The following is a 13,569-nucleotide window of genomic DNA, read 5'->3' as shown; positions in this document are numbered from 1 at the left end:
TTAGATGCCCTCCTCTCTTTTTTCCAATGCCCTTAATAAAGAAATATACAATTCCTCTGTGTCAATAGGCTTAGACACATGGTCATTCATCCCGTGGGAAAAGGATTTGGCTATATCTTCATCAAATGCATTGGCTGTAAGAGCAATAATATAGATTTTTTTGGCGTCGGGGTGCGAAGATTCTCTGATCGCTTTTGATGCTTGAAAACCATCCATATTGGGCATTTGAATATCCATCAAAATTGCATCATAATACCCTTTTTTCGAAAAAATAAATTTTTGTAGGGCAAGGGCACCGTCTTCAACCACATCGCTTTCAACCCCAAATTTCTTCAAAACTCCTTGGGCAACCATACAGTTCATTGCGTTGTCCTCAGCAAGCAAAACACGCATTCCCACTAAGCTTTTTAATAAAAATTCAGCTTGTGGGGCTGGTTCAGATTGTGCAGTAGGCTCCTCTCCTGTAATTTTAGTTATCAACTCATAAATGGTTGATTGGAATAACGGCTTAAAAATAAATAGATCAGCACCAATTCCTTTCATCTTCTTAGTTTCTTGTTCGTTTATATAAGAGGAAGCAACCACAATGCAAATATCCTTCCCAGAAACCTGACGGATTCCACAAATAACTTCTAGACGATGGGGTAATGAAATTTTCCAGTCTATTAAGCAAACGTTGTACTTTTCGCTAGGGCCAATTCCCCGTTCCAAAATTGTGATGACATCTTCACATTCTGCCACATAGGTGTTGAAAATTCCTAGTTGATTTAGCACCTCTGAAATATATTTACATTCTTCGGTGTCATTGTTTATCACAAGAACTCGTAGCTTTCTAAATTCAGGTGTGGGAAAGTAAGTTGGGTTCTCAACACTAATTGTAAAGGGTATGTCCACAGTAAAGGTGGAGCCTTTGTTTGCCTTACTCCTTACGCTGACGGCACCATCCATCAAAGTTATCAGATTTTTTACAATGGAAAGGCCTAACCCACTCCCTCCAAACTTTTGGGCAGTCACGGAACTTTCCTGCTCAAAGGGTTTAAATAAGCGTTTTTGCATCTCCTTCGTCATACCGCAGCCCGTATCCTTAATCTCAAAGCGAATAAAAACTTTATCTGCCTTGGGAGCAAGCCGCCTTATTTTAAAGTAAATACTATTTTCCTCTGTAAATTTTACGGCGTTCCCTAATAAATTTAATAATATTTGGTTTAAACGTAGCTGATCACCTACCAGCCATTCGTCTATTGGAGATAAAATCTGCGTCTCAAAAAACAACCCTTTATCTTGGCACTGGGCGTCATAGATTGCTGAAATAGACTGGATTACTTGTTTAAAATGAAATGGATCATTTGCAATTCTAATTTTTCCCGATTCGATAATGGACATATCCAACACATCGTTAATTACAGATAACAGTTGCTTTGCTGCTATCTCAGAATTATGTAAATATTGATACACTTGCTTCCCATCAGTTTCCTTGGCCAAGGCAATAAACCCAATGATCGCATTCAACGGCGTCCGCATTTCATGGGAAACTCGTGAAAGAAATTGGCTCTTGGCAGCATCGGCCTTCTCTGCTACTTCTAATGCGTCAATGAGTAACTGATTTCGTCTTTTTTCCTCCATCAGCATTGCATTTTCTTGACTCCGTTTTTTACTCAGGAAGATGACGACGATAGCCAAAATAATCAATATAAATAAAGTAGCAACAACGATTATTATAAAAATAGGATTTTCGTAGGCGTAACCCACGATGGAAAAGGACCTTTCTTTAAAGGACATAGGCCCATGAAACGCTTCACGTACTTGGCAATTGCTTATACCAGCCGAAAGTTGGAAAACAGACCAGAAATACTTTTCCCCACAAAACGGCTTATTTTCATTGTAAATAATTCTTTGAAATACGCTACTTCTAGAAGATTTCCCTAGTAAGTTGGTGGTTACAACAGCATTAAAACCTCTCTGATTCTCTAAGATATCTGTTATTTCTATTCTACGAAAAGAAATTGCTCTATTGGCATCCCCTTTTTCATCCGTTATACGGTGTCCACCATTGTGGATAAATAGAACCGCTACAGCTTCTGGATTTTGACCGAAGGCAATGCAAGGAAAAAAAGGAATCAGAAAAAACAGAATCAAACTCACACCAATGAACTGCTTTTTGATAATGCCAGCTTTCTCCTTCATAAACTTACTACTTCCTTTCAAAGCTTACCAACCGCCACTATCCTCTTTCATCCAAAACGGTTTAATGGAACCGAGTTTTAATTTATAAGAGAAATGCCTAGAGTCAAAGGTTTTACACTAAAACAACAAACTTTATGACTAATTATAGCAAATTTTTCCTCTTATTACTACCTTAGTTTACCTTAACCTTGATGCATGGATGTTGAAATTGGCTTTCAATCAATCGTTAATAATCTTTATTAACTGTAAGATTTACTGCCTACTTAATTTATCCCCCTCGATACATTATTCTAGATTTCACCAAATAAAAAGCACCGGAAGTTTCCAGTGCTCTTTAAAAAATATATAATCAAATTATTATCTCCAGAATGCTCCTCTCTATTTATTGAATATAAATGAATTTTGTAGTGTTAATGATTCTTTCTAAAAAGTATAATTTTTTTTGTCTAGAGGGATATCTACTTCTTAATAACCACATCTATCCTAGCAAAATTATAAAAAAAGTATAGTCTGAAAAAAAATCAAACTATACTTTTTCTATGAGTGGTCTGGTAGTTGTCGATGTGAGCCTATTTTTATAGGGGGATTTGAACTATCACGGTAGATTATGCTCATGATAGTTAGTGCCTAAATTTCGAATGTTCCTTTTTATACAAAATATAAAATAGAGAATAAATAGGTATTACTAAAAGCAAAATCAAATAAAAATCACGAGTTGCTGAATATGAAGTGGCATTCCATCCTTTAATCATAATATGACTTACAATATATGAAATGGGAATAAATAGTATTTCTACTATTATGGCTTTAACTTTTTCTTCTTTCTTTCTGAATATTACAACAAGCATTGCCAAAACAAGTGCAAATAAAATGGCAGTGACAAAATAACTATTTAAAAACAATCGAGGCAAGGTCACAACTCCTCCATTATCAATGGGATCTCTTCCATAGATTACTTTATCATCTTGCCCGCCATTAGACACATAATAAATAGTATTAACTGTTTCTCCGTTTGGATTTACCGTTATATCTTGCTTTTTCTCGATATTAAAGAGTTTGTTCCAGATTGTATTATAGATACTAATATCATATACGCCTTGCTCACTTTGATAAATCTCATATTCACCTGTAAAAGAAAGGGTTACACAACCATTATTATCCTTTACAGAAATAATATCAAATGATTCAGTATAAGGTATATATTCAGGTGCTGTTAAATATGCAAATGATAACATTATAACGATAGCTGAAATAACTGCTGAAAGAATACCTGTAAATACTCGCTTTTTCTTTATATCCAATCCTATTTTTTTTATCACTTCAACACCGCCATCCTTTTCCGAACAATTTTTTTTAACAGGTATATCTGTTTGCGATAGTTTCAATTCATTTTTGCACTCAGCACAATGACTTAAATGCTCATCTACAAATTGCTTTGTATCGTCACTGATAACATTTTCAACATACAAAGGTAATATATCACGAACAATACTACACTCACGATTTTTCATTGTTTTATTCCTCCATTCGTTTTAATATTTGATTTTTAGCCCTGTGGTAGGTAACGCAAGCCCAATTATCGGTCTTATTGAATATCTGACCAATTTGCTTGAAACTCAAGTCTGCAAAAACTCTCCACATAAATACTTCCTTATAAGGTTCTGGGATAGTATGCAATAGCTTTTGAATTTGTACTGTTTGTTCGTGGTTAATGATTTTTTCATCAATCAATGAATTGGGGTCTACTATATCTTCTAATTCCACACCTTTAATATTGTTAATATTTTTTTGCTTTTTTAGGTGGGAAAAATAACAGTTTTTTGCTATTTGGCACAACCATACACGAAAATCGCAATCTCCTCTAAAGCTATCAATAGATTGCATTGCTTTAAAGAATGCTTCGCTTGTTATTTCCTCGGCGATATGTTCACTACCTGATAACTTTCTAATATATAAGTATACATGGTTAAAGTAAGTATTGTATATCTGTTCAAACTCCATTACTCTACCACCTCCTTTCACTTATAAGACTTCGCATATATAGAAATCTTACAAAACTTTTCAAATATTTTTATTTGGTTTTTGAAAATAGCTGTCCACAAATGCAGACAGCTATAATAGAGGTTATATAAATTATCTTTAGTCATATTATAACATAAAAAGAGCATAGAAAAAGACATACTTTCCGCCAAGGGGAAAGTATGTCTTTAATGAGTGGTCTGGTAATTGTGGATGCGAGTGAATTTTTAGAACAGGACTTGAACTTACACCACGAAAAATGCTCATTATTCGTATACGAACTTTCCTGCCAATTTGAATACTTGCATTACTTGTTTAGATGAGGTATCCCATGTGTCAAGCTCTTTTTTAATAAGGTCAGGAAACTTTTTGCTTATATCTCTAAGTGCGTTGCCGACAGACTTTCTAAAATATTCACTCTTGTCGTTACGGTGGACAGCTAATAATTTTATGGCAACCTCGGGAAAATCCTTAAAATAAGGTCTACTCGTCCATATACGCAAACCTTCTAATGCGGCTCTTCGTACATTGGCACAATCGCTATTCAGCCATTCTTGAATCTCTGGCAAGGCTTTCTCGTATCCTTTTGATTTACAATATATATCAAAAGCCATGGCTAAAACTTCTTGAACCTTCCAACTGTCATGTTGGCTTACCACATTTTTCAAAAAGGCAGTGGCATCGTCCCGTTGGGTACCTATGTAACCGCATAAGAACACACCGATTTCTTGTATTTGAAAATACTTTGATTGATACAATTCTACTGCTGCATCAAAACATTCATCAATGGTATGGGTTTTATAAAAATCAAATGATTTCTCTTTGACGAATTTCAAATTATCTTTTTCAGTCACGGTATCAATTAAATATTGCATATATTTTTCATCCACAGCAGGCTCACCCCCTACAAAATATAAATAATCTCCTTTTAATCATATCACAATTTGACATAACAAAAAAGACCTACCTTCCCCTTGGTGGAAGATAAGTCTTTTTGATGCGGATGGTGGGACTCGAACCCACACGATATCACTACCGCCAGATTTTGAGTCTGGTGCGTCTGCCAGTTCCGCCACATCCGCAAGGAAAACTGCTTGACTATAATACCATAGTTTTTTTTATAATGCAAGCATTTTTATGATTTTTTCTAAATAAAATATAAAAACTCACGTGGTAACGGCTTACAGTTTGCATACAAGAATTTAATTTATTTAATTAACAATAGAAAAACTATTTTTCCCTGTATCTTTTGCCTTGTAAAGACCCTTATCAGCAAGTTCATAAAGCTCATCAAACCCACACCCGTCTTTTGGATAACAGGCAATCCCAATGCTGCATGTTACCACAGCTTCATTTGACTGCATTTCAGCACTTTCAAGGGCTGCACAAATTTCACCTGCTTTCCTTGCTGCCTGCTCCTGGCTAACGTTTTTGAGAAATATAATAAACTCATCTCCCCCAAGGCGACCTACATAATCGCTGTTACGAACAGAAGCCTTTAAAATTTCCGCTGTTGTCACAAGGGCATGATCCCCTAAGGCATGACCATAACCATCATTAATTTGCTTAAAGTTATCCAAGTCTAATAACAATAAGGCATGACTCTCATTTTTGCTATTAAAACATAGGTTGACATAGACTTCAAAGGCCGTTCGATTTAAAACACCCGTTAACGGATCCTTCTCAACCTGCATCTGAAGTTTAGAAATTTCCTTCATCTGCCGATCAATCGGTACAATCATACCATAACACTTAAGGGGCAAGCCATTTTTATCGTGCCAAACCCTATAAACAAGTTGGTGCCACTGTACACTGCCATCTCCACAAAGGACACGGTATTCAACTTCGCCGAAGTCTCTTCCTTTAATTAAGTCCAACCCCATTTTTAAGAAAATATCCTGGTCATCCTGAATGATATAGGGGTGTTTTTTTGCAAAATCACTAATTTTTTGTATCACTGGTTCTCTGCCAAACAGTATAGAATAATTATCGCTGATCGATAAGGTATCTTTTCCATAGTCGCCTTCAAAGGATACCATCCCTGCTATCTCTTCCGCTAATTTGAATCGCTTATGTTCCTTTTTAATTAGTGCCCCTGATCTTTTGATTAGAAAGGAAATTAAAAGACAAAAAATACAACAAGTTAGAAATATTGTAAAAATAACCGTTTCACCCAAATGCTTAAAGTCATCAACAAACTTTGAAATGGTATGCTCTGGTGCAGAACAAAAAATGTACCAGTCATTCATTTCTAAGGGAATAGATGTAGTAAAGTATTTTTCATTTCCATTACTGTAAGTAAAAGAACTTACCAATCTACCGTTCATATTTTCGATGATTTCGCTGGTGTTATAATTTATAGACTCTAAATATGATAAAAAATTATTTTGCCCTTGAAGATGATTATACGGATGCCCGAAATCTAAAATTTCCCCCTGCCCAGTTGTGAAAAAAAGATGACTTTTTCCTTCAAAAAAATCGGGGCAAATACTGTTTTCAAATAGCTTCACATCCACTGTAACAATTAATACAGAAGTAATGTTGTCACCTTGATAGATTGGGGTGGATAGTAACAATTTATTGCTGCCCCCCTGCTCTCCCTGCAAATACTGTATACTTCGATTCCCTTGCATAGAGTTTTGAAAATATCCTTCATCGGAAACCTCAACAAAGCCTCCATCCTTCCGCAGAACTACACCGGTGCTCCCATTTGCAATTTCCACTTCATCAAAATTTCTAAATAAAAGGTTGTTCTCCTCTATGTCAAGTAGATCTCCTAGATACAAACTCTCTTTTTCCGAAATATAGCTCGCCAGTGCGTCTAAGAGATTAAATTGCTCCTCAATGCTCATCCTGAAATGATTACCCACACTTTCAGCGTGCTCTTGAAGTGTAAAATAAGTTTGCTTTTCAATTAGACTTTTACAATGCCTAGAATACTCAAACACCTGAAAGAGAGTCACACCGAAAAACATAATGATTATCAGGAATATCCAAAAGAAGCTCTTAATTTCCCGCATATTCTGACCTCGCTAACTTGTTTTATAAAAAGAATAGTCTTTTTATAGTTTTACCATAAAAACGCACTTAGTTACATTTTTCCTTCGCATATTATAATATACATCCTTTTTCTTAGGATTACAAGCTGAATAAAATAGAAAAGATTTCTTACAAGCAAAACAAGTCTATTCGACGAAATCTCAACTAAACTAATTCCAGTTTATCTCCGTATTATTATTTTTTTCTATAGTATGTTCGCAGGTAGTTTTTTTTTCGTGTAAAAATAGGTGGTAAGAATAAAAACGCATAAATATAACACCTACAAAAGTGTAGGTGTTAACGCTGAATTTTTAATTTAGAAACCCCATAGGCAATTGGTATTTAAATATGATAACAGCATAGGAAATTATACAACATTCCTCTATATTTTATTGTAAAAAGGAAAAAGTCCTCCCTCTTTAATAATAGCTTTCAACATTTTCTTTTAAAGTCTCTATTACAGTTCTCTCATTACTATGTAAATCACCAGTGTCTAGGAGTTTTTCAAGTATTTTTGAAGATTTTTCATATTTTTCTAAATTATAATAAAATAAAGCTTTTCGAATCATCTTCTGCTCTCCGTGCCCCTGAAAATTATTTTCCTGTAGGAAATCATAGTGTTGTTGATAAAATTTATATGATGGCATCCTTTTCCCATTTTTTTTGATAGCAATAACACATCCAATTGCTGCTGTAACTCCTTTGATTTCAAATTCTCCAGTAGAAATGTATATTCCCAAACATAACACCAACGCCGAGACTGCTCCTACTACTAAAATAATGTCTATGATTTTATTTTTCTCCATATTTTTTTGCCCCCTCTCCGTTCATAACAAAATTTATTTAAACATACGCTACAGCATATCATATTTTAATTTATTTTTACAATAGATTCCTAAAATTATTTGCACATGGGTTTACTTTTAAGGACAGTTGTTCTAGTTGTGTATAATCAATTGATCAAAACTTTAGTACTAGACGTAACGACTAGGATAATTATTTTTAATCCCTAAATTTAGCTTTCTATTTCTACTTCCTAGTTTTATTAAAAGATTATACAAGTTCCACCTGCTTTGTTCTAAGAAAAAAAGTAAGTAATTTATTCAAGTCAGATACTCATAGTGTGATAAGTAGAATTTTTGAGGTACTTAGTTTAAATAAAATTTATTTGCTTTTTTTTTAATCCATAAAAAATAGTCTTTTCCTTCGTTAGTTTCTACAAAAGAAAAAGACTATCTCATTATCTTACTAAATCAATGACTATCTTAAAAACAAGGATTTAATATGAATAAATAATAATATTTAGTTGCCAATTCAATATCATTAAATTATGCGTTATCCACAGCATACATATGGGCAATCAAGTCAACAACTTTATTGCTATAGCCCCATTCATTATCGTACCACGCAATTAATTTTACAAAGTTATCATCAAGCATAATACCTGCCTTTTCATCGAAAATACAAGTATTAGGGTCTCCCAAAAGGTCAGAGGAAACAATTTCTTCATTCATGTAGCTAATAATGCCTTTCATTGTTGTTTCGGAAGCTTCCTTCAACTTAGTACAAATTTCTTCATAAGTAGTAGGTGTTTTCAAACGAGCTGTCAAGTCAACAACAGAAACATCATTGGTGGGAACACGGAAGGACATGCCCGTTAGTTTCCCCTGCAATTCAGGAATAACAAGGCCAACAGCCTTTGCAGCACCTGTTGTGGATGGGATAATGTTACCAAAAACAGATCTTCCTGTTCTCCAATCACGACCCGCTCTGGCATCCACTGCTTTTTGCTTTGCAGTTGCAGAGTGAATGGTAGACATCAAACCCTGTTCAATACCGAAGTTGTCATGAATAATTCTAACCAGTGGTGCCAAACAATTTGTTGTACAAGAAGCATTAGAGACAATATCATATTCAGTCTTGTAATCCATATGGTTAACACCCATAACAAATGTTGGCATAACGCTATCCTTAGAAGGAGCTGTTAAAATAACCTTCTTTGCTCCGCCAATTTTATGTAAGCCTGCTTTAATCACTGTATTAAAAGCACCTGTGGATTCAACAATATATTCTGCACCACATTCCGCCCAGTTAATTAAGCCAGCATCGCTTTCACTAAAAACACGGATTTTCTTACCGTTCACGATTAGGCAATTTTCGCCTGTTTCGATTTCTCCATTAAAACGACCAAAAACACTATCATATTTTAACTGATAAACCATATAGTCCAGCTCAGCATTTCTTAAATTAATTCCACAAAGTTCAAACTCATCTGGGCGGTTCATTAAAACTCTAAAAACCACTCTACCGATACGTCCAAAACCATTAATACCAACCTTAATTGACATAGTGTATCCCCTCTCATGTTTGAAAAAAACTTTTTGCAATGACTATTGTAGCACAATTGGCATAAAAAAAAGTCTAAAAAACTCAAAAAAATAATTTTCAGAACTCTAACCAGAATCGATCCTATTTGTGATTTTAACTTTATGAAAACTTGATACCGACGTGGGACGTTTTTCGTCCTATTTCATATTTTTGCATAAATTTGTGGGACGTTTTTTGTCCTATATTATAGAGGGGGTTTTTTTTGAGATTTGAAAATTGAATGGAAGATATTTTTTTGGATTATTTCTTTGAAGAATTTTTGCAAAGAAAGTTTGTTTTTCTTGGTTATAAAGTGATAATTTTTTGTTTGATTTATATATTTCACTAAAAACCCCTCGCAGACTTTTTGGTCCTGCAAGGGGTTAAATTCCTTTTAAGTTTTACGAGAAATGGCTTACGCTTTATCAACTTTGTCCATGTGAATCATCAAGTCCAACGCTTTATTGCTATAACCCCACTCATTGTCATACCAGCTTACTAATTTTACAAAGTTATCATTTAGGGCAATACCTGCTTTTGCATCGAAAATAGATGTATGAGCATCGGTTAAGAAGTCGGAAGATACAACTGCATCTTCGGTGTAATCCATAATGCCCTTCATTTCGTTTGCACAAGCTTTCTTAATGGCTTCCTTAATTTCTTCATAAGTTGCAGGCTTTGCCAAACGGCAAGTCAAGTCAACAACAGAAACATCGATGGTAGGAACACGGAAAGCCATGCCCGTTAATTTGCCCGCCATTTCAGGAATAACCTTACCTACTGCTTTTGCTGCACCAGTAGAAGAAGGAATGATGTTTGCAGAAGCTGCACGTCCGCCTCTCCAATCCTTTTTAGAAGGACCATCAACTGTTTTCTGGGTTGCAGTCTGAGAGTGAACTGTTGTCATTAAGCCTTCCACAATGCCAAAATTATCATTGATAACCTTTGTCAATGGTGCCAAACAGTTTGTTGTACAAGAAGCATTGGATACGATTTTCATATCTTTTGTGTACTTGTCATTGTTTACACCCATTACAAACATAGGTGCATCTGCAGAAGGAGCAGAAATGACAACTTTCTTAGCGCCACCATTAAAGTGAGCCTCTGCCTTTTCCATAGTCGTAAACAAACCTGTTGATTCTAATACGTATTCCGCACCAGCTTCTTTCCAAGGAATATCCTTGGGGTCCATACAGTTATAAACTGTAATTTCTTTGCCGTTTACCACAAGCTTTCCGTCTTTTTCTTCCATTTTAGCATGATAGCGACCATGAGCTGAATCGTACTTCAACATATAAATCATGTACTCTACATCAATGAAAGGATCGTTTACAGCAACAACATCAGCGTCCCCACGCTCCATTGCAGCTCTAAAAACCAATCGACCGATACGGCCAAATCCGTTGATACCTACTTTTACCATATAAATTCCTCCTCATGTTTAATAGATAACCGTTAATTTTCGGCAAAACAATTATCTATAATTAGTATACCACAATTTTTCCTTTAAAAAAAGAATAATTGGTAAATCGTGGCGAAAATTCATTTTAATTGTAAAAATATTAACCCTAATTCCATTCTTCCCAATTGACTATGAAACCATTCTTAGTATTCGTCAATACGGAACATATCAATAATTGATAAAGTCAACATAGCGGCAGAAACAGCTAAAGAAACTGCGCTAACTACCAAGCGAGAAATTTTCACGTTACTCCCTCCTTTCGGAAAAACTTGCAAAATTCATGAAAATATTTTATCATGTTAGCCATGATAAGTAAAACAAATTCATTAAATTTTTAAAAGGATGTGCTCTTTTTATGATTTTTATCGGGGGTATTGCCCAAGGACACAAGGATTTAGGTTTTTTGCAAACATTAGTTTGTAAAAAATGCGGACGTTACAGTAGTGTGTCGGTATACATGGTTTATACTTATTTTAGCTTTTTCTTTATACCATTATTCAAATGGGGAAAGAAATACTACGCAGTTTCCAATTGCTGTCAAACCACCTTCTCTATCCCTGATGAAATAGGCAAAGCCATTGAGCATGGAGAGTCCCTTTCCTTACAGGAAGAAGATTTGGAAATTGTGGGCATGGCCAATCATACCTATTCAAATTGTCCAGACTGCGGATATTTACTAACACCAGAATACACTTATTGTCCCAAATGTGGTAGAAAAATATAACTAAAAAATTGGCCCGTGATAACATACTATAATATGCTTATCGTGAGCCAATTTTAATATAAATGGACTAATTGAGTATTACTCGACTTTCGTGCATGATGCATAAATACTTATAAGCATTTTTTTGATACAGCGAAAGTTTCATAAGCACTTCATTCTGATAATTCCTTAATTTCTCTGGCTTATTGTTTTGTTCGTCTTTTTTACAATCCAACTTGCTAACACTTTTTGTATCACTCACTGGAAAGACGTTTTCGCATTCGCTCCAAAACTTTTTTCTCAATGCGTGAAACTTGTACTTGAGAGATACCCATTCTTTTTGCAACTTCCGTCTGCGTTCGATCCTCAAAGTAGCGAAGAACGATGATTTGACGCTCTTTCACCTCAAGGCTGTCTAACGCCTCCATCAAACAAAGTCGATTGATTACCTGCTCTCCGTCTTCTTTTGCCGCCAGCTTGTCCTGTACTTGTAAATCTTCTTGTTGTGAAATTGGGGCATTTAGGCTTTCCACCTCTCGCTTCGATTCCAAAGCCGGAATGAGCTGTTCCACCTCTACTTCCAATGCTGCCGCCAACTCAAGTAAGGTCACCTCTCGATTGGCTTCTTGCTGAAGCTTTTCCTGCATTTTTTTTGCCTTTGCAGCAAGCTCCTTTAGGCTTCGGCTAACCTTTATGGTTCCGTCGTCCCGAAGAAATCTTCGAATTTCGCCAATGATCATGGGAACAGCATAGGTTGAGAATTTAACTTCAAAGGAAAAATCAAATTTTTCGATACATTTTAATAATCCAATGGCACCAATTTGATAAAGATCCTCCATTTCTACGCCCCTGCCTTGAAACCGCCTCACAACGCTCCAGACCAAGCCCGAGTTTTCTTGTAACAATATCTCCTTTGCCTGCTGATCTCCTTGTTTTGCCTGCCGAATGAGTTCCTGTGTCCTATCCATGGTATCCCCTCATTCCGTAGTCAATGTTTTCTCCATATAAATTCTGGTTCCCTCACCTTGTTTGCTTTCTACTCGAACCTCTTCCATAAAAGTTTCCATTATGGTAAAGCCCATGCCCGAACGCTCCAACTCTGGTTTTGAGGTGTATAAAGGCTCCCTGGCTTGGCCCACATCTGTAATACCCATTCCTCGATCGGCAACTTCTATGTAAATCTTCCCATCATTATATCCACAAAATAATTCAACATCTCCAGATTTTTCCTCATACCCATGAATGATGGCGTTGGTTACAGCCTCAGAAACCGCTGTTTTGATATCTGTTATTTCCGATAGCGTAGGGTCATATTGTGACAAAAACGCCGCAGTCATTATCCTTGCCAAGGCTTCATTTTGAGATTTTGCGGCAAAAAACACACGAAACTCATTTTGATATTCCATTATTCCTTTCCTCCTTCCACATATTCCAAAGCCGAATCTACATTAGGGAATGATGGAATTAGGGATTGCATTGCCGATAGTCGAAAAATTTGCTGCACTCTATCATTTGCTTCTGCTACGGCAATTCTTCCTCCCAGCCTTTGGGTAATTTTATATCTTCCAATCACTGCGCCAATACCAGAGCTGTCCATAAAAGAAACGCCTCCCATACGGAAAATAATATTTTTCCCGCCCATTTTTTCCAAGGCACAATCCGCTTCCCCACGCAGTATCTCACAAGTATGATGGTCGATTTCTCCGTCAATTTTGATTATCAGTGTTCTATTTCGTTTCGAAAAATTTAGTTCCATGAAATTCCTCCTTCCTAGATAACTATACATGATTTTTTG

Annotated in this window: 12 protein-coding genes and 1 tRNA gene; 1 reads left to right on the top strand and 12 read right to left on the bottom strand. The window is 35.7% G+C overall.

All coding sequences use genetic code 11. From position 1 onward, the window contains the following. The 9 genes from RBQ60_RS06195 to gap (RBQ60_RS06155) all read right to left on the bottom strand — a co-directional run bounded on the left by RBQ60_RS06195 (window position 1) and on the right by gap (RBQ60_RS06155) (window position 11,032). Window positions 1-2,184 (bottom strand): response regulator, encoded by a 2,184-nt coding sequence (locus RBQ60_RS06195; protein ID WP_307885709.1) that lies wholly within the window; start codon window positions 2,182-2,184, stop codon window positions 1-3. A 620-nt stretch (window positions 2,185-2,804) separates the two neighbouring features. Beyond that, window positions 2,805-3,695, bottom strand: coding sequence for a zf-HC2 domain-containing protein (locus tag RBQ60_RS06190; RefSeq protein WP_307885708.1), 891 nt, complete (start codon window positions 3,693-3,695; stop codon window positions 2,805-2,807). Window positions 3,696-3,699: 4 nt separating this feature from the next. Continuing rightward, entirely contained in the window at window positions 3,700-4,185 is a 486-nt protein-coding gene (locus tag RBQ60_RS06185) for an RNA polymerase sigma factor (protein ID WP_307885707.1), read from the bottom strand. A 284-nt stretch (window positions 4,186-4,469) separates the two neighbouring features. Beyond that, the gene (locus tag RBQ60_RS06180; RefSeq protein ID WP_307885706.1) at window positions 4,470-5,093 is read right to left on the bottom strand and encodes a DNA alkylation repair protein; all 624 of its coding nucleotides are present in this window, start codon (window positions 5,091-5,093) and stop codon (window positions 4,470-4,472) included. 108 nt (window positions 5,094-5,201) lie between these two features. Further along, window positions 5,202-5,285: transfer RNA gene (locus RBQ60_RS06175), tRNA-Leu, on the bottom strand. 129 nt (window positions 5,286-5,414) lie between these two features. Continuing rightward, the gene (locus tag RBQ60_RS06170) at window positions 5,415-7,223 is read right to left on the bottom strand and encodes a sensor domain-containing diguanylate cyclase (RefSeq protein ID WP_307885705.1); all 1,809 of its coding nucleotides are present in this window, start codon (window positions 7,221-7,223) and stop codon (window positions 5,415-5,417) included. Between the two features lie 438 nt (window positions 7,224-7,661). Continuing rightward, window positions 7,662-8,048, bottom strand: a complete 387-nt coding sequence (locus RBQ60_RS06165) for a hypothetical protein (RefSeq protein ID WP_307885704.1) — start codon at window positions 8,046-8,048, stop codon at window positions 7,662-7,664. 522 nt (window positions 8,049-8,570) lie between these two features. Beyond that, window positions 8,571-9,590 (bottom strand): type I glyceraldehyde-3-phosphate dehydrogenase, encoded by a 1,020-nt coding sequence (gene gap / locus RBQ60_RS06160; protein WP_307885703.1) that lies wholly within the window; start codon window positions 9,588-9,590, stop codon window positions 8,571-8,573. Between the two features lie 434 nt (window positions 9,591-10,024). Further along, entirely contained in the window at window positions 10,025-11,032 is a 1,008-nt protein-coding gene (gene gap, locus RBQ60_RS06155) for a type I glyceraldehyde-3-phosphate dehydrogenase (RefSeq protein WP_307885702.1), read from the bottom strand. A gap of 394 nt (window positions 11,033-11,426) precedes the next feature. On the opposite strand from gap (RBQ60_RS06155), the gene RBQ60_RS06150 reads away from it, so the two are divergent. Next, window positions 11,427-11,795 (top strand): zinc ribbon domain-containing protein, encoded by a 369-nt coding sequence (locus tag RBQ60_RS06150; RefSeq protein WP_307885701.1) that lies wholly within the window; start codon window positions 11,427-11,429, stop codon window positions 11,793-11,795. A 233-nt stretch (window positions 11,796-12,028) separates the two neighbouring features. Here the strand turns inward: RBQ60_RS06150 and RBQ60_RS06145 are convergent, their stop codons facing one another. From RBQ60_RS06145 to RBQ60_RS06135, 3 genes are read right to left on the bottom strand one after another with little or no spacing between them, the layout of a single operon-like run. Then, window positions 12,029-12,742, bottom strand: coding sequence for a SigB/SigF/SigG family RNA polymerase sigma factor (locus tag RBQ60_RS06145; RefSeq protein WP_307885700.1), 714 nt, complete (start codon window positions 12,740-12,742; stop codon window positions 12,029-12,031). Window positions 12,743-12,751: 9 nt separating this feature from the next. Further along, window positions 12,752-13,180 carry an anti-sigma F factor gene (gene spoIIAB / locus RBQ60_RS06140; RefSeq protein ID WP_307885699.1) on the bottom strand — a complete coding sequence of 143 codons (429 nt, stop codon included), beginning with the start codon at window positions 13,178-13,180 and terminating at the stop codon, window positions 12,752-12,754. Continuing rightward, window positions 13,180-13,530, bottom strand: a complete 351-nt coding sequence (locus tag RBQ60_RS06135) for an STAS domain-containing protein (RefSeq protein WP_307885698.1) — start codon at window positions 13,528-13,530, stop codon at window positions 13,180-13,182. The genes spoIIAB and RBQ60_RS06135 overlap by 1 nt, the downstream gene beginning before the upstream one ends. Window positions 13,531-13,569: the final 39 nt, after the last annotated feature.

Origin of the sequence: Anaerotignum sp. MB30-C6, from assembly GCF_030908465.1 — a bacterium.
In the GTDB taxonomy this organism is placed as follows: Bacteria; Bacillota; Clostridia; order Lachnospirales; family Anaerotignaceae; genus Chakrabartyella.
Note: the sequence above shows the minus strand (reverse complement) of the source record. Positions and strands in the feature narration are given on the sequence as shown.